The following is a 19,650-nucleotide window of genomic DNA, read 5'->3' on the forward strand; positions in this document are numbered from 1 at the left end:
GTTCCCCCGCACCGCGCCCGCCCGGCCGCGGCGACCCGCCGTGCGCGACCCGCACGGCGGCGCCCGGTCCGGGTGCTGCCCGACGGGTTGCGCCCGCCGCGCGCCGTCGTCCGCGACGCCGGCAGCTGGACCCTGCAGTCGGTGCTGCACCGGCACGGCCTCGGCCCGGTTGCCGGGGTGGACGAGGCCGGTCGCGGGGCGAGCGCCGGACCGCTGGTGATCGCGGCCTGCGTGCTCCGGCCGGGTGATGCGAAGGCGCTCGACGGGCTGACCGACTCGAAGCTGCTGACGCCGTCGGCGCGGGAGTACTGGTTCGGCCGGATCGTGCAGCGGGCGCTGGACCGGGCCGTGATCGTCGTGCCGCCGGCCGAGGTCGACCGCCGCGGGGTGCACGTCGCCAACATCGAGGGGATGCGGCGGGCGGTCGCCGCGCTGACCGGCGCGCCGCCCGGGTACGTGCTCACCGACGGCTTCGCGGTCCGCGGTTTCGGCCGCCCCGCCCTCGCGGTGCCCAAGGGAGACCGGGTCGCGGCCTGCATCGCGGCGGCGTCGGTGCTGGCGAAGGTCACCCGGGACCGCATCATGACCGAGCTCGACACCGTGCACGACCGGTACGGCTTCGCCGTGCACAAGGGCTACAACACCCCCGAACACGAGGCGGCGCTGCACGAGAACGGACCGTGCGCGGAGCACCGGTTCTCGTTCGCGAACGTCGCCGCGGTGGCCGGGCGCGGGGTCCCGATCGGGCTGGTCCACAATGAGGATGTCAGCGAGGAGGTCCCTGAGGACCCGGACGGATCCGCCGAGGAGGCGGATCCGACTCGATGGGAGCCGATGGAGATCGTCACAGGAGGAGCGGGCCGGTGAGCGCCGAGGATCTCGAGAAGTACGAGACCGAGATGGAGCTCACGCTCTACAAGGAGTACCGGGACATCGTCGCCCAGTTCTCCTACGTGGTGGAGACGGAGCGCAGGTTCTACCTGGCGAACTCGGTGGACGTGGCGCCGCGCAACGCCGACGGCGAGGTCTACTTCGAGGTGCGCATGTCGGACGCGTGGGTCTGGGACATGTACCGGCCGGCGCGGTTCGTGAAGAACGTGCGGGTGGTGACGTTCAAGGACGTCAACATCGAGGAGCTGGACACCCCGGACCTGCGGTTACCGGGCGACGAGGCGTTCCCGGGCTGAGCCGCCCCCGCCGAGCCTGCCGCACACCCCCGACAGCGCGGTGCGGCGCGGGGCCGCGGTTCCCGGTGCCCGTCCCCAGGTGCCCGATCCGTCCACAGGTCCGCGATCGGCGGGTGCGGGACGCCCGCGCGGCCCGATCGTGGACGCATGGCTGCGAAGGACGAGCTCGGCCGCCGCGGTGAGGACACCGCCGCCGAGTACCTACAGCGGGAGCACGGGATGGTCGTGCTGTCCCGCAACTGGCGGTGCCGGGCCGGCGAGCTCGACATCGTCGCGACCGACCGGGATCGCCGGCTCGTCGTCGTCTGCGAGGTGAAGACCCGCTCCGGCACCCGGTTCGGCGAGCCCGCCGAGGCGGTCACCGCGTACAAGGTGCGGCGGATCAGGGGGCTCGCCCGGGAGTGGATGGCCGCCCACCGTCTGCCCTGGGCGGAGGTCCGGTTCGACGTCGTGGCCGTGCTGATGCCACCGCGCGGGCCGGCGACGCTGGTGCACTACCCGGCGGCGTTCTGATGGGCCCGCCGGCGCGGGTGTGGTCGGTCGCCCTGCACGGGGTCGACGGTGTCCCGGTCGAGATCGAGACGGTGGTCGGGGGCGGGATCCCCGGGGTGCACCTGGTCGGGCTGCCCGACGCCTCGCTGCAGGAGGCCAAGGACCGGGTGCGGTCGGCGGTGGTGCACTCCGGGCGGGCGTGGCCGAACCAGCGGATCGTCCTGGCGCTGTCCCCGGCGACCCTGCGCAAGACGGGCTCCCGCTTCGACGTGGCACTGGCCTGCGGCGTCCTGGCCGCCACCGGGGCGATCCCGGCCGACCGGCTGCGCGGCACCGCGCTGCTCGGCGAGCTCGCGCTCGACGGCCGGTTGCGCCCGGTACGCGGCGTGCTGCCGTGCCTGCTCGCCGCCCGGGAGGCGGGGATGGTCCGGGCGGTCGTGCCGCGTGCGGTGCTCGCCGAGGCGGCGTTGGTCGACGGGCTCGACGCGCGCGGCGCCGACCGGCTCACCGACGTGCTGGAGTGGGCGGCGGGGGAGCGCGAGCTGGACCGGGCCGGCCCGCCGGACACCGCGGGCCACGGACCGGCGGTCCCCGAGCTGTCCGACGTGCTCGGGCAGGACGACGCGCGGCGGGCCCTGGAGATCGCCGCCGCCGGCGGGCACCACCTGCTGATGGTCGGCCCGCCCGGGACCGGCAAGACGATGCTGGCGCAGCGGATCGTCGGCCTGCTTCCCGAGCTGGACCGCTCCGAGGCACTGCAGCTGGCTGCGATCCGCTCGGTCGCCGGGCGGCTCGGGGACTCCGCGCCGCTGAGCGTGCTGGCGCCGTTCGTGGCGCCGCACCACTCGGCGTCGATCGCGGCGCTGCTCGGCGGCGGCAGCGGGGTGGCGCGCCCCGGGGCGGTGTCGCTGGCCCACCGGGGCGTGCTCTTCCTCGACGAGTGCCCGCACTGGCCGGCGACGGCGCTGGACTCGCTGCGGACCCCGCTGGAGGAGGGTGAGGTACGGCTGTCCCGGGCCGACGGGACGGTCCGGTACCCGGCGCGCTTCCAGCTCGTGCTGGCCGCCAATCCCTGCCCGTGCGCGCCGCCGGTCGACCGGGACTGCCGGTGCCGGCCCGACGTCCGCCGCCGCTACCTGGCCCGGCTGTCCGGGCCGCTGCTGGACCGGGTGGACCTGCGCGTGCAGATGTCCCCGGTGACGGTGCTGGCGGCGGCCGACGAGCGCGGTGAGGACACCGCGACGGTCCGGGCCCGGGTCCTGGCGGCGCGGGCGGCCGCCGTCGAGCGCTGGTCGGCCGACGGCTGGCGGTGCAACGCCGAGGTCCCCGGCACCGTGCTCCGATCCCGCTTCCTGCTGCCTCCGGCGGTGCTGGCCGCCCTGCAGGCGCGGCTGGACGCGGGGGAGCTGAGTGCGCGCGGAGCGGATCGCGCGATGCGGGTGGCATGGACGCTGGCCGATCTCGCCGGCGCGGCGCGGCCCGGCCCGGCCGATGTCGACGCCGCGCTCTATTTCCGGGACCGGGGTGCCGCATGACCGCGGCGACCGCACCCGTGCCGGTGCCCGAGGAGATCATCCGGGCGCGCGCCTACCTGCTGCGCACGGTCGAGCCGCCGAGCCGGCTGCTGGTGCACCTCGTCGAGCGGCATGGCCCGGTCGAGGCCGCGGACCGGTTGCGCCGGGGCGCGGTGCCCGGGGCGTTGCTGGAGCGGGCGGCAGCCCGGCGGGGGACCGACACCTCCGAGGCCGATCTCGCGATCGCCGCGGCGGCCGGGGCCCGGCTGCTGGTGCCGGAGGACCCGCAGTGGCCCGGCTGGCAGTTCGCCGCGTTCGGCACCGCCCGGCGGGCCGATCTCGCCCCGCCGGTGGCGCTGTGGGCCCGTGGCCCGGCGGACCCGTCCGCGCTGGCGGACCGGTCGGTCACCGTCGTCGGGGCCCGGGGGGCGACCCGGTACGGCCTGCACGCGGCCGCCGACTTCGCCTCGGTGCTCGCCCGCAGCGGCGTCGCGGTCTTCTCCGGTGCCGCGTTCGGCATCGACGCCGCGGCGCACCGCGGTGCGCTGGCCGCGGGCGGCCGCACGGTCGCGGTGCTGGCCTGCGGCCCGGACCGGGTCTATCCGGCCGCGCACGCCGGGCTGATCGAGCGGATCGCGGCCACCGGCCTGGTCCTCACCGAGTACCCGCCCGGCGCCACCCCGGGCAGGCTCCGTTTCCTGGTGCGGAACCGGCTGCTGGCCGCGCTCGGGGCGGGCTGCCTGGTGGTGGAGGCGGGCCATCGCAGCGGCTCGCGGCGGACGGCGTCGGACTCGGTGGCGCTCGGGCGCCCGCTCATGGCCCTGCCCGGCGCGGTGACCTCGGCGATGTCGGTCGGCTGCCACGAGCTGGTCCGCAGCGGGCAGGCCGAACTGGTCGGCAGACCGGAGGACGTGCTGGAGACCATCGGCAGGCTCGGCGTCGATCTCGCCCCGGAGCGGGTCGCCGAGCGCCGCCCGACCGACGGGCTCGCCCCGGGCACGCTCGCGGTGCACGACGCGCTGCCCGCCCGGGCCGCCTGCTCGGCCCGCCGGCTCGGCGAGATCGCGGGCGTCGCGCCGGACGCGGTGCGGATCGCGCTGGTCGAGCTGGAGGGGCGGGGCCTCGCCGAGTACCACCGGGGGCTCTGGCAACGCCCGGCGCGCCGGGACGGTCCTTGACCGGGCACCGCGGGGCGCGCACCGTCCGTGCATGGCGAGCACACGGCCCGGCGCGACCGATCATCCCGGCGACGGCCTGGCCCCGGAGGTCTCCTCCGCGGTGGCGGCGTTCGCCGGGCACCTGCTGCACGAGCGCGGCCGCTCGCCGCACACCGTGCGCGGGTACCGCTCCGATCTCACCGACCTGCTGCGCGACCTGCCCGGGCTCGGCGCGCTGGATCTCGACCACCTGCGCATGCGGCTGGCGGCGACGCTCAACGCCGGTGCCGGACGGGCGACGGTGGCCCGGCGCACGGCCGCCGCCCGGACGTTCTGTGCGTGGGCGGTCCGGACCGGGCGGCTCGCCCACGATCCCGCCGCCCGGCTCGGTTCCCCGGGCGCGGTCACAGTGCTGCCCGAGGTCCCGGCAGCCGACGAGGCGGCCGCCGTGCTGGACGCCGCGATCTCCGGGGCGACCGAGGACGACCCGGAGGCGCTGCGCGACCTGCTGGTCCTGGAGCTGCTCTACGGGACCGGGATCCGCGTCGCCGAGCTCTGCGGCCTGGACCTGGACCGGGTCGACGAGCCCGGTCGCACGCTGCGGGTCCGGGGCAAGGGCGATCGGGAGCGGACGGTCGTGTTCGGGGTCCCGGCCGCACGGGCGGTGCGGCGCTGGCTGGAACGGGGCCGGCCCGCGCTGGCGACGCCGCGCTCGCCGGCGGCGCTGCTGCTCGGGGTGCGGGGCGGGCGGCTCGATCCGCGGGTGGCCCGTACCGTCGTGCACCGCGCGATGCGGGCGGTCCCGGGCGCCACCGACGTGGGGCCGCACGGCCTGAGGCACGCCGCAGCCACGCATCTCCTGGAGGGCGGAGCCGACCTTCGTTACGTACAGGAGTTGCTCGGTCACGCTACGCTGTCAACGACTCAGCTCTACACCCACGTGACCGTTGATCGGCTGAAGGTGGTTCATGACCAGGCCCACCCTCGGGCGTGAGGCGCCGCTCCCGGCGTCCGTCCGGCCTCCTGCGTTCCCCGATGCCCTGGCGTCCGCCCTCGACCGGGCCGTAGACGGTGCGCCTGCGCCCGTGGCTGGGCCACCTGCCCCCGTGTCACCCGCCCCCGTGCCACCCGCCCCCGTGCTGCTTTCCCCGGTGCCGAACGCCGCGCTCGCCGCCGTCCCCGATCCGCCCGCGGGCGGCCCGCGGAAACCGGCCGGGCAGCGCGGCGGACGCCCGGGCCCGGCGCCCGTCCGGGTCGGCGGTCACGGCCGGATGGCCCTGGTCCCGGCGGGTGGCGCGACCGGCGACACGCCCGGGGCCGCGCGTGATCACCTGATCGAGACCGTCGACGCCGGCGAAGTGCCGTTGTGGCGCGCGTTTCTCGCGCACCGGTGCCCGGACGTCCGGCGCAGGCTCGTGGAGCGCCACGCCCGGTTGGTCCGGGGGGTCGGGACGAAGCTCGCCGTCCGGCTGCCCACCTCGATCGAGCTGGCCGACCTGATGCAGTCCGGCACGTTCGGCCTGATGGAGGCGGTCGACCGGTTCGACCCGGTCCGCGGGGTCCGCTTCGAGGGTTATGCGGCCCAGCGGATCCGCGGGGCGATGCTCGACGAGCTGCGCGCCCAGGACTGGGTCCCGCGCACCGTGCGGGCCCGGATCCGCGAGGTCGAGCGGGCGCGCGACGTCCTCCAGTCCCGGGCGGGACGGCCGGCCACCGACCGGGAGCTCGCGGCCGAGCTGGGCATCGGCGTGCGCGAGCTGCGCCACGCGGTCCGGCCCCGGCACCTGATCAGCGCCGAGGACCTGGCGGAGAACGCGACGCCAGGCCACGACGGCCTGTCCGCCCTGGTCGGCGACGACTCGGGGGATCCCGCCCTCATCACGGTCCGCCGGGAGACCTCGCAGGAGCTGAGGACGGCGATCGCGCAACTCGGCGAGCGGGACCGGGTCGTCCTGCAGCTGTACTACCTGCAGAACCTGACGCTGGCCGAGATCGGGGCGCTGCTCGGGGTCACCGAGTCGCGGGTCTGCCAGCTGCACGCCCGGATGATCACGCGACTGCGCGGCCGGTTGGTGCACGCGATCGCCGGCTGACGGCCCGGTGGCACGGTGCCGGGCCGAGCCGCGCCGGGCTGCGCCGGGTCGCGCCGGGCCGCGCCGCAGCGCCGCGCCCCTGTCCGTGCGCCTGACCTGCCCGGCCCTGCGTCACCCGGGAGCCGCGCCCGCCCAGGGCAGCAGCCGGACCCGCGGCGGGCGCAGCAGCACCAGCGGATCCAGGTGGTCGAGCCGGTCGCGTCGCACACCCCAGTGCAGGCAGGCCGCGACCGGGCACCCGGGGTGGCCGGCCTCCAGCACCCCGAGCGGATCCCCGGGTGCGACAACGGTGCCCGTGGCCACGGTCGCCGTCACGGGCTCGTAGGTGCTGCGCAGGCCGTCCGGATGGTCGACCGACACGACACCGCGCCCCGCGACCGGCCCGGCGAAGACGACGGTCCCCTCCCGTGCGGCGAGCACGGCCTGCCCCGGCCCTCCCGCGAGATCGGCGCCGCGGTGCCCCGGCCCGTAGCGGAACGTGGGAGCCCGGAACGCCCCGGTCACCACCGGGGGCGGATGCAGTGGCCAGGCGTACCGCGCGCCGGGAGCCGGGATCCCGGCACCCGCCGGGCGCGGCGGCGCGGGTGGGGCTACGGAGGTGACCGCCGTCCCCGGAGCGTCCGGGAGCGCCGGACCGGGGCGGGGAACCGGGCCGGCAGGGAGCTCCGAGCCGGCAGGGGGAGCCGAGGTGGCGGAGCCGACCGGGGGAGCCGGGGGAGCCGAGGTGGCGGACCATGAACCGGCATGCGCGGACCACGGCCCCGCCGCGGCTGCCAGCATGACGACCACGGCCACCCCGACCGCGACCACCCGTGCAGCCCTCCTCCCGCACCCGGCCCGGACGCACGGCACGCCGTGCCCACCCGGGCCCGCCCGCGCCCGCCCCGGCGGGCCGGGCGCAGGACGCGAGGTCAGCGGTGCCGGATCCACCCCACGAGCCTGCGGCCACTGCGGCCCGCGCGACCGGCGGACCGCGCAGTTGTGGACGGATCCCGCACCTGTGGACACACCCCCGCGGGGACGGCGCGGCGCCGAACGGGCTCCGCCGCGATCGCCCGGACGGGCCCGGCGTACACTGGTACCCGCACCACGCTCTGTGTGGTGACTTCGCGCGCCCGCGTGCCCGCGTCGCCGTCGCTGCAGTGTCCGTGCAGGGTACGGCGCCGGGAGCGGAGGCCGGGCGGTCCCGCGGATCCGGTCGTCGAGCTCGTCTCGATGATCGGGGAACCGGGTCCGGTCCCGCCGCGGGCGCCAGGGCGGTCCACCCCACCGGGGGTCCCGCAGTGAACCGCACGCGCGGCGTCCGCCGCGCCCGACAAGAGAGGTGAACGCAGGCCATGGCCGTCGTCACCATGAAGCAGCTGCTCGACAGCGGCGTGCACTTCGGGCACCAGACCCGTCGCTGGAACCCGAAGATGAAGCGCTACATCCTCACCGAGCGCAACGGCATCTACATCATCGACCTCCAGCAGACGCTCTCGTACATCGACCGCGCCTACGAGTTCGTGCGCGAGACCGTCGCGCACGGCGGGACGATCATGTTCGTCGGCACCAAGAAGCAGGCCCAGGAGGCCATCGCCGACGAGGCCGGCCGGGTCAACATGCCGTACGTGAACCAGCGCTGGCTGGGCGGCATGCTCACCAACTTCCAGACCGTGCACAAGCGGCTGCAGCGCCTCAAGGAGCTCGAGGCGATGGAGCAGACCGGCGGGTTCGAGGGTCGCACCAAGCGCGAGATCCTCACGCTGACCCGTGAGAAGGACAAGCTCGAGAAGACCCTCGGCGGTATTCGCGACATGTCCAAGGTCCCGTCCGCCGTCTGGATCGTGGACACCAAGAAGGAGCACATCGCCGTCGGCGAGGCCCGGAAGCTGAACATCCCGGTCGTCTCCATCCTGGACACCAACTGCGACCCGGACGAGGTCGACTTCCCGATCCCGGGCAACGACGACGCGATCCGCTCCGCCGCGCTGCTCACCAAGGTGATCGCGAAGGCGGCGGCCGACGGCCTGGTCGCCCGCGGTGCCCGCCGCGGCGAGGGCGAGGCCGCCACCGAGCAGCCGCTGGCCGAGTGGGAGCAGGACGTGCTGGCCGGCACCGAGGTCGCCACCGACGGTGCCGCCATCGCCGCCGCGGGCAGCGACGGTGCCGCCGCGAGCGGCGGCGACGGCGCCTCCGCCGCGACCGCGCCCGCCACCTCCAGCAACGGCACCCAGAACTGACCGTCCGGGGATCGGGACCGGTGACCACCGGGCCCGATCCCCGGTGCGTTGCCGGTGATTCCCGGGCGACCCATTCCCGTCACGACCCAGAGGACGAGAGACACCTGATGGCGAACTACACCGCCGCCGACGTCAAGCGGCTCCGGGAGCTGACCGGCTCCGGGATGATGGACTGCAAGAAGGCCCTGGAGGAGTCCGAGGGCGACTTCGACAAGGCCGTCGAACTCCTGCGCATCAAGGGTGCGAAGGACGTCGGCAAGCGCGCCGAGCGCGCCACGGCCAACGGCCTGGTCGTCGCCGAGGGCGGCATCATGGTCGAGCTGGACTGCGAGACCGACTTCGTCGCCAAGTCCGACGACTTCATCGTGCTGGCCGAGAAGATCCTGAAGGCCGCCGTCGAGCAGAAGCCCGCCGACCTGGCCGGGCTGGCCGAGGCGAAGCTCGACGACAAGACCGTCGGCGAGGCCGTCCAGGAGCTGTCCGCCCGGATCGGCGAGAAGTTCGAGCTCAAGCGCTACGTGAACGTCGACGGTCCGACCGCCGTCTACCTGCACAAGCGTTCGACCGACCTGCCCCCGGGCATCGGCGTCGTGCTGTCCTACGAGGGCGGCGACGACGAGGCGGCCCGCAGCCTGGCGATGCACGTCGCCGCCGCGCGCCCGCAGTACACCACCCGCGAGCAGGTCCCCGGCGATCTCGTCGAGAACGAGAAGCGCATCGCCGAGGCCACCGCCCGCGAGGAGGGCAAGCCCGAGCAGGTGCTGCCGCGGATCGTCGAGGGCCGGGTGAACGGCTTCTTCAAGGACATCGTGCTCCTGGAGCAGGCGTCCGTGCTCGACCCGAAGAAGTCCGTCAAGGCGGTCGCCGACGAGGCCGGCCTGACGGTCAAGGACTTCGTCCGCTTCGAGGTCGGCCAGGACTGATCCGGTCTCACCCAGCCCGGGCGGTGCGGTACGCACCGCCCGGGCGGAGGGTGAGAGGATCGGTGTGGGAACAGCGAGTACGACAGGCCGGGGTGAAGCAACCGTGATCGACGAAACCCTCTTCGACGTCGAGGAGAAGATGGAGAAGGCCGTCACCGTCGCGCGGGACGATCTGACGTCCGTACGCACCGGCCGGGCGACGCCGAACATGTTCTCCCGGATCGTCGTCGACTACTACGGCGCCGCGACCCCGCTGAACCAGCTCGCGTCGGTCTCCATCCCGGAGGCCCGGATGGCCGTCATCAAGCCCTACGACGCCAGCCAGCTCAAGGCGATGGAGAAGGCGATCGCCGAGTCCGATCTCGGCGTCAACCCCAGCAACGACGGACAGATCATCCGGGTGATCATCCCCGCGCTGTCCGAGGAACGCCGCCGCGACATGGTCAAGGTCGCCCGCGGCAAGGGCGAGGACGCCCGGGTCGTCGTCCGCGGTCTGCGCCGCAAGGCGATGGACGAGCTGCATCGCATCCAGCGGGACGGCGAGGCCGGCGAAGACGAGGTCGTGCGCGCCGAGAAGGAGCTGCAGAACCTCACCGACCGGTACGTCGCCCAGGTCGACGAGCTGGTGAAGAACAAGGAATCCGAGCTCCTCGAGGTCTGACGCCCGGTGACCCCTTCTCCCGACGCCGCCGTCCCCGTGACGTCCGACCTGCCCGGTGAGGCACCGGCGGGCGCCGCGGCCACGGCCGGCGAGCCCCAGCTGGTCCGCGGGATGAAGGGCTACAAGCGGTCCCGGCTGGGCCGCAACCTGATCGCGGCGATCGCCGTCGGTGTCGGGCTGGGCGCGATCATCCTGCTCAGTCTGCTGATCGTGCCCGAGGGCTTCGTCGTCGTGCTCGCCGCGGTCACCGCGATCGGCACCTGGGAACTGGCCGGCGCGCTGCGCCGCGGCGCCGGGATCCGGGTCTCGCTGCCGGTGCTGCTGGCCGGTGGGCAGGCCGTCGTCTGGCTGTCCTGGCCGTTCGGTGTGCGCGGCGCCGCGATCGCGCTCACCGCGACCGTCCTCGGCTGCCTGATCTGGCGGATGCGCGAGGGCGCCGCCCACTTCGTCCGGGACATCGGTGCGTCGCTGTTCGTCGCGGTCTACGTGCCGCTGCTGGTCGCCTTCGCGGTCCAGCTGACGGTCGCCCCGCAGGGCGTCGGCCGGGTGCTGACCTTCCTGCTCTGCGTGATCGCCTCCGACGTCGGCGGGTACGCCGCCGGAGTGGTCGCCGGCCGGCACCCGATGGCGCCGACGATCAGCCCGAAGAAGTCCTGGGAGGGCTTCGCAGGTTCGCTGGTCGCGGGGATCATCGCCGGGTCGCTGTGCGTGGCGCTGTTCTTCGGCGTCCCCTGGTACTGGGGGATCCTGGTCGGCGCCCTGCTGGTCGCCACCGCGACCCTGGGCGACCTGGTGGAGTCGCTGGTCAAGCGCGACCTCGGGATCAAGGACATGGGCACCTTGCTGCCGGGCCACGGCGGCCTGATGGACCGGCTGGACTCGTTGCTGCCCACCGCGTTCGTCGCCTGGGCGGTGCTCGGGCTCGTCGTCCCGGTCGCGTGAGCCGGAGCTACGCCGGCTTCGGCGGGCAGCCGCGGCCGGGCCCGGCCATCCCGAGCCCGAACATCTGGAACTGGCCCGAGATCTACGAGATCGAGAACCGCGCGCAGGACGCCGACGGCACCCTCTGGTCCGCCCTGCGCGAGGAGACCGGCGGCTGGGCCGGGCGGGACGTCGTCGACGTCGGCTGCGGCGACGGGTTCCACCTGCCCCGGTTCGCCGACGACGCGGCCACCGTCACCGGCGTCGAACCGCATCCGCCGCTGGTGCAGCGGGCCCGCCGCCGGTGCGCCGGCGACGACCGGATCACCGTGCTCGAGGGCGGGGCGGAGGCGCTGCCGCTGCCGGATACCTCCGCCGACCTGGTGCACGCCCGCACCGCGTACTTCTTCGGGCCGGGCTGCGAGCCGGGCCTGGCCGAGGCGCAGCGGGTGCTGCGCCCCGGCGGCGTGCTCGCCGTCGTCGACCTCGACTTCACGTCCCGGCCGTACGGCGCCTGGCTGCGGGCCGAGCTACCCCGCTACGACCCGCCCGCGGTGGACCGGTTCTTCGCCCGGCACGGGTTCGCGCTGCGCCGGGTCGTCGCGACCTGGCGCTTCGAGCAGCGCTCTGACCTGGAGGAGGTGCTGCGCATCGAGTTCTCGAAGCGCACCGCCCGCCACGCCATCGACGACGTCGCCGGGCTGACCCTCCGGGTCGGCTACCGGGTGCACACCCGGCGCCGGGCCACGAACGGCCCGGCCGGGCTGATCCTGCCCTGACGCTGGGCCCGGGCGGGCTCAGGCGAGGGTGATCGTTCCGTCGGCGACGGTCACCGGCCGCGACTCCAGCGGCTGCCGGGCCGGGCCCTGCAGCACCGTACCGTCCAGGCCGAACCGGCTGTCGTGGCACGGGCACACGATCACCCCGCCGGCCACCGAGCCGACCGCGCAGCCCTGGTGCGGGCAGACCGCGGACAGGCCGGTGAACTCGCCCTCGGTCGGCTGGGTGACCACGATCTGCTCGTCGGAGTAGATGGTGCCGCCGCCGACCGGGACCTCCGAGGCCGGGCCGAGCTCGGTGCCCGGCGCGCCGTCGGGGACGTCGCCGGTCTGCTGCTGGCCGCTGCCGTCGTCGGTGGTCGTGGTGCCGCCGCCACAGGCCGCGACCGCGCCGATCGCGACCGCCGCGCCGGTGCCGGCGAACACGGTGCGCCTGCCGACTCCGGGCCGGGTCGCCCGGGGGGCGTCGTCGGTCACCGGCCGTGCCTTCTCGGGGTGGGTCATCGTGCTCCTCGACGTGCGCCGGACCGGTCCGGCGTCGGTGGTGGTGTGCCGGGCGGGGTTCGGGGCCCACCCGAGCGGTCAGCGTCCCACGATGTCCGATTTCCGGTGGGGTGGGCGTCAAGCCCGACCGCTCACCTGCGGCGGGGGAGTGGCGGCGAACGGGCGACCGGTCTCGCTACCGTGGACCCATGCCGTACACCACGCGTCAGCCCTCGCTCGGTGTGCCGGCCCCGAGCCTGGAGATCGTCCTCGGCATGCTGGCCTGGACGGTCGGCGCCGGCGGTCTGGCCAGCGGGTTCGGCACCGTGCTCGTCGCGCTCGGCCTGTTCCTCTCCGCCTACATGTGGGTCGTCCGGCGGCGCAACGCCGCGATGGCCGTCACCCTGCACCCGGAGCGCAAGCGCCGGATGCAGCGGCTGATCCTGATCGGTGTGGCCGGCCTCGTGCTGCTGCCCGCGATCCTGGGGCTGGTCGGCTACCGGGAGATCTCGATCGCGGTGTCCGCCGCGCTGGTCGGGGTGCTGCTCATCCAGGCGTCCACCGTGCTGGAGGAGCGCAGCCTGGTCGCCACCGGCGCCCTGGTGCTGCTGATCGCCGCGTTCGGCGCGTTCCTCGCGCTGACCTGGACCGGCCAGGGCACCGGCTCGTCGCAGCCGGTGATCGGGCTCGGCGCCGGCATCGTGCTGTGGGTGGCGGCGCTGCGCAGGCTCGGGATCCTGGAGGACCTCGCACGGCGCTACAACCTGCGGATCCCCGGCCTGCGGTAGCCCGGCGCCGGGCTGGCACACTGGTGGGTGCCATGTCCAGCCTCCCGCTCGTCTTCGACGCCCCCCGCCGCGGCACGCCGCCCCGCCATCTCGCCGATCTCGACCCGGCGGAACAGGCGGCCGTCGCCGCCGACCTCGGGGTGCCGAAGTTCCGCCTGGACCAGCTGTCCCGGCACTACTTCGGCCGGCTGACCGCCGACGTCGAGGCGATGACCGATCTCAACGCCGACGCCCGAGGCAAGCTCGGTGCGCTGCTGCCGCCGCTGGTCACCCCGCTCACCGAGCAGGCCTGCGACGGCGGCGCCACCCGCAAGACGCTGTGGCGCGGCCACGACGGCGTGCTCGCCGAGATGGTGCTGATGCGCTACCCGGACCGGGCCACCGTCTGCATCTCCAGCCAGGCCGGCTGCGGGATGGCCTGCCCGTTCTGCGCGACCGGCCAGGGCGGTCTGCAGCGCAACCTGTCGACGGCCGAGATCGTCGACCAGGTGCGCCGGGCCGCCGCCGACGCCCGGGACGGCGTGCTGGACGAGCACACCCGGCTGTCGAACGTGGTGTTCATGGGCATGGGCGAGCCGCTGGCGAACTACAAGCGGGTGGTCGCCGCCGTCCGCCGGATCACCTCGCCTGCCCCGGACGGGTTCGGCATCTCCGCCCGCGGCGTCACCGTCTCCACGGTCGGGCTGGTCCCGGCGATCGACCGGCTCCGCGAGGAGGGCATCCCGGTCACCCTGGCGGTCTCCCTGCACTGCCCGGACGACGAGCTGCGCGACACCCTGGTGCCGGTCAACAACCGGTGGAAGGTCGGCGAGGTGCTCGACGCCGCCCGCCGCTACGCCACCACCACCGGCCGCCGCGTCTCGATCGAGTACGCGCTCATCCGGGACGTCAACGACCACCCGTGGCGCGCCGACCTGCTCGGGAAGCTGCTCCGGCAGCGGATCGGCACCTCCCGGGTGCACGTCAACCTGATCCCGCTCAACCCGACCCCGGGCAGCGAGTGGGACGCCTCGCCGAAGCCGGTCGAGGAGGAGTTCGTGCGCCGGGTGCGGGCCGCCGGCGTCGCCTGCACCGTGCGGGACACCCGCGGGCAGGAGATCGACGCCGCCTGCGGCCAGCTCGCCGCCTCGCACCCGGCCGGGTGATCCCCGGCTGCCGGCGGCCGTCGCCGGGCTAGGTTGGTCCGGTGCGGCACCCGACGAGGAACGGTCCGTGAGTGCACGGCTGTCCCTGATCACCTCGCGCGTGATCGAGTTCGCGCTCGTGCTGCTCGGCATCGCCGTGTTCATCGACGAGAACCTGGCGATCCTGCTGCTCTGGGACCTGCTCGCCGTGCTCTACCTGACGATCCGGGTGCGGCGGCTGGTCCGCAGCGCCCGCGACCGCGGCGGGACCGACGGCGGCTGGCTGCGGTCCGCGCTCGGCGGACGTAGCGGGTTCCTGCTCACCACCATCACCAGCCTGGCCGGCATCACCGCCGGACTGATGATCGTGATCGGCGACCCGGACCCGGACCTGGAGCTCGCCGGTCAGCTCGCCGCCGTGCCCGCGGTGCTGCTGGCCTGGGCGATCCTGCACTTCGGCTACGCCGAGCGGTACGCCCGCGACTACTACGCGGCGCTGCCGGAGCGGATCCTGGTCTTCCCCGGCACCGACCGGCCGACGCTCGTCGACTTCGCCTACTTCTCGTTCGGCGTCGGCACCTCGTTCAACGTCTCCGACGTGCAGACCAACGGATCGGCCGTCCGGTTCCGGCTGCTGGCGCACAGCGTGCTGGCGTTCCTCTACAACGCCGCGATCCTGGCGATCGCGATCGGCGTGATCAACGAGCGGTGACGGCACCGCCCGGCGGCCCCCTCGCGCCGCCGGGCGGGCGTGCTCACAGGCGGGCGCCGGTCTCCGGGTGGAACAGGTGCAGCCCCTCCACCGACGGCGTCAGCGCCACCCGGTCCCCGCGGCGCGCCCCGGACCGGCCGCCGGTCCGGACCACGACCGCGTCGTCTTTCGAGCCGGTCAGCGACGCGGTCGCGGACAGGTCCCCGGAAGACTCGGCGAGGGTGCCGTAGAGGTAGGCGTCCGATCCCAGCTCTTCGACGACGTCCACCCGGGCCGGGATGCCCTCGCCGCCGTCGGAGCCGACGCTCCACTGCTCGGGCCGGATGCCGAGTGTCACCGTGGTGAGCTGCTGGGCGCCGATCGTCGACCGCACGTCCTGCGGCAGGCCGATCTCGTGCCCGGCCAGCCGCACGCCGCGCTCGGTGACGGGCACGGTGAACAGGTTCATCGACGGCGAGCCGATGAAGCCCGCGACGAAGGCGTTGTCCGGCCGGTCGTAGAGATCGGCCGGGGTGGCGAACTGCTGCAGCTTTCCGTCCGCGAGCAGCGCGACCCGGTCGCCCATCGTCATCGCCTCGACCTGGTCGTGCGTGACGTAGACGGTGGTCACCCCGAGCCTGCGCTGCAGCGCGGCGATCTCGGTGCGCGTCGACACCCGCATCTTGGCGTCCAGGTTGGACAGCGGCTCGTCCATCAGGAAGACCCGCGGCTCGCGGACGATCGCCCGGCCCATCGCGACCCGCTGCCGCTGCCCGCCGGACAGCGCCCGCGGCTTGCGGTCGAGGAAGTCGGTGAGCCCGAGGATCTCGGCCGCCTCGCGGACCTTCGTCGCCCGCGCGTCCTTGTCCAGGCCGGCCATCTTCAGCGGGAACGCCATGTTCTCGCCGACCGTCTTGTTCGGGTAGAGCGCGTAGTTCTGGAACACCATCGCGATGTCCCGGTCCTTCGACGGCACGCCGACCATGTTCTCGCCGTCGATCCGGATGGCGCCGCCGTCGATCTCCTCGAGCCCGGCCAGCATCCGCAGCGCGGTCGACTTGCCGGAGCCGGACGGCCCCACCAGGACGACGAACTCGCCGTCCTCCACGGTCAGGTCCAGCCGGTCGACCGCCGGTTTGGCGCCCGGGGTGTAGATCCGGCTCGCCTGGTCGAACACCACGTCAGCCACGGCGGGTTCCTCTCTGAACGGGACGGGGGCTCACTTGACGGCCCCGAAGGACAGGCCCTGCACCAGCTTGTTCTGCGCGATCCAGCCGATGATGACGACCGGCAGCGCGGCCACCGTGGCCGCGGCGCACAGGCTCGCGAAGTACAGGCCCTCGGAGGTGATGAAGCCGACCAGGTAGACCGGCACGGTCGCGGCCTGGGACGCGGTCAGGTTCACCGCGAAGAAGAACTCGTTCCAGCTGAAGATCATGCAGATCAGCGCGGTGGCGGCCATGCCGGGCGAGATGATCGGCAGCACGACCTCGCGCAGCGACCGCCACAGCGAGGCGCCGTCCATGCTGGCGGCCTCCAGGAGCTCCTTGGGGACCTCCAGGAAGAACGAGCGCATCATCCAGACGGCGATCGGCAGGTTCATCGCGGTGTAGAGCACGACCAGGGTCCAGATGTTGTCCAGCGCGCCGATGAAGTTCACCGCGACGTAGATCGGCACGATCGCCGCGACGATCGGCAGCATCTTCGTCGAGATGAAGAAGAACAGCACGTCCTGGGTGCGCTTTACCCGGCGCAGGCTCAGCGCGAACGCCGCCGGCGTGCCGAGCAGCAGCACCAGCGCGGTCGACATGAGCGTCGCGAACAGCGAGTTCAGCAGGTACGGGGTGACGCCGCCGCCGAACACCCCGGCGAACTGGTCCAGCGTCGGGGTGAAGAACAGGGTCGGCGGGTCGGTGTAGGCGTCGCGTTCCTGCTTGAACGCGGTGAGCACCATCCACAGCACCGGGAAGAAGAATCCGATACCGACGACCCAGGCCAGCACCGTCAGCAGGGTGCCGGTGGCGCGGCCGGTCGGCCGGGCGGGCGTGCCCGCGCCCGGCGTCGTGCGGGTGTCCCGGGCGTCGTCGGAGACCGCGGTCATCACGCCTCCTCGGTGGAGAAGCTACGGAAGATCAGGCGCAGGGCCAGGGTGGCGACGATGATCGTCGCGACCACGGTCACCACGCCCATCGCGGCCGACTCGCCGATGTCGAAGCCCAGGAAGGCGCGCTGGTAGATGTAGAACGGCAGGTTCGCACTCGCCGTCCCCGGGCCGCCCTGGGTCATCATGTAGATCGTGTCGAACGTGTTCACCAGGTAGATCGCGCCGAGCACGACGCCCAGCTCGATGAACCGGCGCAGGTGCGGCAGGGTGACCTCGCGGAACACCGCGAAGCCGCCTGCCCCGTCCATCCGGGCCGCCTCGACCACCTCGGGCGGCTGTGAGCCGAGCCCGGCGAGCAGCAGCAGCATCATGAACGGCGTCCACTGCCACACCAGCGCGACGATCACCGCGGCCCGCGGGTAGCTGGAGATCCAGTCGGTGGTGCCGGCCCCGAACGGCCCGAGGACGAAGTTCACCAGGCCGTAGGTCGGGTCGAACATGACCGTCTGCCAGATCAGCGCGCCGGCCACCGGGGTGATCAGGAACGGCGTGATGATCAGCGTCCGGATCAGGCCGCGCCCCGGGAAGCTCCGGTTGAGCAGCAGCGCGATCGCCAGCCCGAGGACCATCGCGATCAGCACCGAGCCGAGCGTGAGGACGATCGAGTTCAGCGCCACGCCGCGGAACTGCGAGTCGGTGAACACCGTCACGTAGTTGTCGATGCCGACGAATCGCTGGCTGCCCGGGTTGACCAGGTTCCAGGACTGCGTCGAGTAGTAGATCGTGAACAGGAACGGCAGCTGCGTGACGACGATCGTGAAGATCAGCGCGGGCAGCAGCGGACCGCGCCGGATCCAGCCGTCCCGGCGCGAGCCGGGACCGGCCGCGGGCCGCCCGGGCTTCGACGGCGCGGGTTCGGCGACGTCGGCCGTGCCGCTGCGCGGGGTGCTCGTCTCCGAGGTGCTCACGGGTTCACCCCCTCCTGCTCCTGGTAGCTCTCGCCGACGGTCTCGGCGTAGTTCTGGGCCTGTTCGAGGGCCTCGTCGACGGTCTGCTGACCGGCGATCGCGGCCGAGATCTGCTGGCTGACCCGGGTGCCGAGGTCCTGGAACTCCGGGATCGCGAGGAACTGCACGCCGGTGTAGGGGACCGGGTCCCGGGTCGGGTTCTCCTGGTCGGCGTCGGTGATCGCCCGCTGGGTCTGCGGCGCGTAGGCCGCCGACGCCTCGATGTACTCGGGGATCTCGTAGGTCGACCGACGGGCGCCCGGCGGCACCGAGGTCCAGCCGAACTCCTCGCCGACGAGCCGCTGGTAGGGCTTCGAGGTCATCCAGGACAGGAACTTCCAGGTCGCGTCGACCTGCTCGGGGCCCTTGTCCGCGGTGGTCTGCGGGATGGCCAGCGCCCACGAGTACAGCCAGCCGGACGGGCGGCCGTCGTCGCCGACCGGGGCCGGGGCGTAGCCGACGTTCCCGACGACCTGGGACTCCTCGGGGTTCTCCACCAGGCCGGCGGCGACGGTGGCGTCGTACCACATCGCGGCGTTGCCCTGGCTGAACTGGGTGCCGCACTCGGAGAAGCCGGCCTGCGCCGAGCCGGGGATGCCGTTCTCGCGCACCATGTCGACGTAGAACTGGACGGCCTCGCGGACCTCGGGCGAGGTCAGCTGGGCGTTCCACTGCTCGTCGTACCAGCGGCCGCCGAAGGCGTTGATCACGGTGTCCAGCGGGGCCATCACCTCGCCCCAGCCGGGCAGCCCGCGCAAGCAGATCCCGGAGCGGTTCTGGTCCCGGTCGGTGAGCCGGTCGGCGAACTCGGCGACCTGCGGCCAGGTCGGCTGCTCGGGCATGGTCAGTCCGGCCTCGGCGAACAGGTCCGTGCGGTACATCAGGAACGACGACTCGCCGTAGAACGGCACCGAGTACATGTGGCCGTCGGGGCCGGAGAGCGCGTCCCGGATGCTGGGGGTGAAGTCGTCCTGGTCGTAGCCCGGGGTGTCGGCCATCAGCGGGTCGAGATCGACCAGCCAGCCGTTCTCGGCCCACTGCGGGGTCTCGTAGTTCGAGATCATCACGGCGTCGAACTCGTCGCCGCCGGTGGCGACCGACGCGGTGATCTTCGCGCGGGCCTCGTTCTCGGACAGGCTCACGAAGCGCAGCCGGATGTCCGGGTTCTCGGCCTCGAAGCGCGGGGTGAGCGCGATCGCGTCCTCCATCTGCGGGTTGGAGACGATCGCGATGGTCACCACCCGGGCGCCCTCCGGCAGGCCCAGCGCACCGGCGCCGGCGCACGCGGAGAGGACCAGTGAGAGGGCGGCGAGCAGGGCGGCGGCGACGGCGGGCCGTCGGCGGCGGCGGGTTGTGGTCCCGGGGGTCACGGCGACTGGTTCCGTTCGGCTCGGCCGTTCCTCACGGCGCTCTCCTCGTCGTCGAGGGGTGTGATCTTCTGGTAAACGCTGTGATTCTGCACACGTCCATTCGGCGGGCTCGTGTACGGTATGCGCGAAGTAAC

Annotated in this window: 21 protein-coding genes; 15 read left to right on the plus strand and 6 right to left on the minus strand. The window is 73.8% G+C overall.

Annotated elements, in window-relative coordinates:
- Window positions 1–72 precede the first annotated feature (72 nt).
- The 7 genes from ABZ881_RS06210 (at window position 73) to ABZ881_RS06240 (ending at window position 6,443) form a co-directional block, all read left to right on the plus strand.
- Window positions 73–867 carry a ribonuclease HII gene (locus ABZ881_RS06210; protein WP_358482559.1) on the plus strand — a complete coding sequence of 265 codons (795 nt, stop codon included), beginning with the start codon at window positions 73–75 and terminating at the stop codon, window positions 865–867.
- A complete protein-coding gene (locus ABZ881_RS06215) occupies window positions 864–1,187 on the plus strand; it encodes a DUF2469 domain-containing protein (RefSeq protein WP_085912401.1) in 324 nt (107 codons plus the stop codon). Before ABZ881_RS06210 ends, ABZ881_RS06215 begins: the two co-directional genes overlap by 4 nt.
- 147 nt (window positions 1,188–1,334) lie before the next feature.
- Complete coding sequence (locus tag ABZ881_RS06220) at window positions 1,335–1,700, plus strand: YraN family protein (RefSeq protein WP_358482258.1); 366 nt, start codon at window positions 1,335–1,337, stop codon at window positions 1,698–1,700.
- Window positions 1,700–3,214 (plus strand): YifB family Mg chelatase-like AAA ATPase, encoded by a 1,515-nt coding sequence (locus ABZ881_RS06225; protein ID WP_358482259.1) that lies wholly within the window; start codon window positions 1,700–1,702, stop codon window positions 3,212–3,214. Before ABZ881_RS06220 ends, ABZ881_RS06225 begins: the two co-directional genes overlap by 1 nt.
- Complete coding sequence (gene dprA, locus ABZ881_RS06230; RefSeq protein ID WP_358482260.1) at window positions 3,211–4,371, plus strand: DNA-processing protein DprA; 1,161 nt, start codon at window positions 3,211–3,213, stop codon at window positions 4,369–4,371. The genes ABZ881_RS06225 and dprA overlap by 4 nt, the downstream gene beginning before the upstream one ends.
- A 31-nt stretch (window positions 4,372–4,402) precedes the next feature.
- Window positions 4,403–5,344: a tyrosine-type recombinase/integrase gene (locus tag ABZ881_RS06235; RefSeq protein WP_358482262.1), complete on the plus strand. Its 942-nt coding sequence runs from the start codon at window positions 4,403–4,405 to the stop codon at window positions 5,342–5,344.
- Between the two features lie 142 nt (window positions 5,345–5,486).
- Complete coding sequence (locus ABZ881_RS06240; RefSeq protein ID WP_358482264.1) at window positions 5,487–6,443, plus strand: FliA/WhiG family RNA polymerase sigma factor; 957 nt, start codon at window positions 5,487–5,489, stop codon at window positions 6,441–6,443.
- Between the two features lie 111 nt (window positions 6,444–6,554).
- On the opposite strand, the gene ABZ881_RS06245 is transcribed toward ABZ881_RS06240, so the two are convergent.
- Window positions 6,555–6,950, minus strand: a complete 396-nt coding sequence (locus ABZ881_RS06245) for a M23 family metallopeptidase (protein ID WP_358482266.1) — start codon at window positions 6,948–6,950, stop codon at window positions 6,555–6,557.
- Window positions 6,951–7,780: 830 nt separating this feature from the next.
- On the opposite strand from ABZ881_RS06245, the gene rpsB reads away from it, so the two are divergent.
- The 5 genes from rpsB (at window position 7,781) to ABZ881_RS06270 (ending at window position 11,949) form a co-directional block, all read left to right on the plus strand.
- Window positions 7,781–8,665 carry a 30S ribosomal protein S2 gene (rpsB, locus tag ABZ881_RS06250; RefSeq protein WP_358482267.1) on the plus strand — a complete coding sequence of 295 codons (885 nt, stop codon included), beginning with the start codon at window positions 7,781–7,783 and terminating at the stop codon, window positions 8,663–8,665.
- Between the two features lie 107 nt (window positions 8,666–8,772).
- Complete coding sequence (gene tsf, locus ABZ881_RS06255) at window positions 8,773–9,588, plus strand: translation elongation factor Ts (RefSeq protein WP_344030193.1); 816 nt, start codon at window positions 8,773–8,775, stop codon at window positions 9,586–9,588.
- 103 nt (window positions 9,589–9,691) lie between these two features.
- On the plus strand, window positions 9,692–10,249 hold the full coding sequence (gene frr, locus ABZ881_RS06260) for a ribosome recycling factor (protein ID WP_344030195.1): 558 nt from the start codon (window positions 9,692–9,694) through the stop codon (window positions 10,247–10,249).
- A gap of 6 nt (window positions 10,250–10,255) precedes the next feature.
- A complete protein-coding gene (locus ABZ881_RS06265; RefSeq protein WP_358482269.1) occupies window positions 10,256–11,191 on the plus strand; it encodes a phosphatidate cytidylyltransferase in 936 nt (311 codons plus the stop codon).
- On the plus strand, window positions 11,188–11,949 hold the full coding sequence (locus tag ABZ881_RS06270) for a class I SAM-dependent methyltransferase (RefSeq protein ID WP_358482270.1): 762 nt from the start codon (window positions 11,188–11,190) through the stop codon (window positions 11,947–11,949). The genes ABZ881_RS06265 and ABZ881_RS06270 overlap by 4 nt, the downstream gene beginning before the upstream one ends.
- Before the next feature lie 18 nt (window positions 11,950–11,967).
- On the opposite strand, the gene ABZ881_RS06275 is transcribed toward ABZ881_RS06270, so the two are convergent.
- The gene (locus ABZ881_RS06275; protein ID WP_358482271.1) at window positions 11,968–12,453 is read right to left on the minus strand and encodes a Rieske (2Fe-2S) protein; all 486 of its coding nucleotides are present in this window, start codon (window positions 12,451–12,453) and stop codon (window positions 11,968–11,970) included.
- A 188-nt stretch (window positions 12,454–12,641) separates the two neighbouring features.
- Between ABZ881_RS06275 and ABZ881_RS06280 the strand changes: the two genes are divergently transcribed.
- From ABZ881_RS06280 to ABZ881_RS06290, 3 genes are all read left to right on the plus strand, one after another.
- Window positions 12,642–13,220 carry a hypothetical protein gene (locus tag ABZ881_RS06280; RefSeq protein WP_358482273.1) on the plus strand — a complete coding sequence of 193 codons (579 nt, stop codon included), beginning with the start codon at window positions 12,642–12,644 and terminating at the stop codon, window positions 13,218–13,220.
- Window positions 13,221–13,252: 32 nt separating this feature from the next.
- Entirely contained in the window at window positions 13,253–14,365 is a 1,113-nt protein-coding gene (gene rlmN / locus ABZ881_RS06285; protein ID WP_358482275.1) for a 23S rRNA (adenine(2503)-C(2))-methyltransferase RlmN, read from the plus strand.
- Window positions 14,366–14,432: 67 nt separating this feature from the next.
- Window positions 14,433–15,056, plus strand: a complete 624-nt coding sequence (locus ABZ881_RS06290; RefSeq protein ID WP_358482278.1) for a DUF1345 domain-containing protein — start codon at window positions 14,433–14,435, stop codon at window positions 15,054–15,056.
- Window positions 15,057–15,099: 43 nt separating this feature from the next.
- Here ABZ881_RS06290 and ABZ881_RS06295 read toward each other — a convergent pair whose 3' ends face one another.
- The 4 genes from ABZ881_RS06295 to ABZ881_RS06310 form a co-directional block, all read right to left on the minus strand.
- Window positions 15,100–16,224 carry an ATP-binding cassette domain-containing protein gene (locus tag ABZ881_RS06295; protein WP_344030216.1) on the minus strand — a complete coding sequence of 375 codons (1,125 nt, stop codon included), beginning with the start codon at window positions 16,222–16,224 and terminating at the stop codon, window positions 15,100–15,102.
- A gap of 30 nt (window positions 16,225–16,254) precedes the next feature.
- Window positions 16,255–17,136, minus strand: a complete 882-nt coding sequence (locus tag ABZ881_RS06300; protein WP_344030219.1) for a carbohydrate ABC transporter permease — start codon at window positions 17,134–17,136, stop codon at window positions 16,255–16,257.
- Window positions 17,136–17,993, minus strand: a complete 858-nt coding sequence (locus ABZ881_RS06305) for a sugar ABC transporter permease (RefSeq protein ID WP_358482561.1) — start codon at window positions 17,991–17,993, stop codon at window positions 17,136–17,138. Before ABZ881_RS06305 ends, ABZ881_RS06300 begins: the two co-directional genes overlap by 1 nt.
- A gap of 110 nt (window positions 17,994–18,103) precedes the next feature.
- A complete protein-coding gene (locus ABZ881_RS06310; protein ID WP_358482280.1) occupies window positions 18,104–19,516 on the minus strand; it encodes a sugar ABC transporter substrate-binding protein in 1,413 nt (470 codons plus the stop codon).
- Between the last annotated feature and the right edge of the window lie 134 nt (window positions 19,517–19,650).

The organism is Pseudonocardia sp. NPDC046786 (assembly GCF_040645415.1).
Lineage (GTDB): Bacteria > Actinomycetota > Actinomycetes > Mycobacteriales > Pseudonocardiaceae > Pseudonocardia > Pseudonocardia kongjuensis.

Excerpts from the sequence above, each read along its gene's own strand:
- ABZ881_RS06220 (WP_358482258.1), top strand. The coding sequence starts at position 1,335 with ATGGCTGCGAAGGACGAGCTCGGCCGCCGCGGTGAGGACACCGCCGCC.
- ABZ881_RS06225 (WP_358482259.1), top strand. The coding sequence starts at position 1,700 with ATGGGCCCGCCGGCGCGGGTGTGGTCGGTCGCCCTGCACGGGGTCGAC.
- dprA (WP_358482260.1), top strand. The coding sequence starts at position 3,211 with ATGACCGCGGCGACCGCACCCGTGCCGGTGCCCGAGGAGATCATCCGG.
- ABZ881_RS06235 (WP_358482262.1), top strand. The coding sequence starts at position 4,403 with ATGGCGAGCACACGGCCCGGCGCGACCGATCATCCCGGCGACGGCCTG.
- rpsB (WP_358482267.1), top strand. The coding sequence starts at position 7,781 with ATGGCCGTCGTCACCATGAAGCAGCTGCTCGACAGCGGCGTGCACTTC.
- tsf (WP_344030193.1), top strand. The coding sequence starts at position 8,773 with ATGGCGAACTACACCGCCGCCGACGTCAAGCGGCTCCGGGAGCTGACC.
- ABZ881_RS06275 (WP_358482271.1), bottom strand. The coding sequence starts at position 12,453 with ATGACCCACCCCGAGAAGGCACGGCCGGTGACCGACGACGCCCCCCGG.
- ABZ881_RS06280 (WP_358482273.1), top strand. The coding sequence starts at position 12,642 with ATGCCGTACACCACGCGTCAGCCCTCGCTCGGTGTGCCGGCCCCGAGC.
- rlmN (WP_358482275.1), top strand. The coding sequence starts at position 13,253 with ATGTCCAGCCTCCCGCTCGTCTTCGACGCCCCCCGCCGCGGCACGCCG.
- ABZ881_RS06300 (WP_344030219.1), bottom strand. The coding sequence starts at position 17,136 with ATGACCGCGGTCTCCGACGACGCCCGGGACACCCGCACGACGCCGGGC.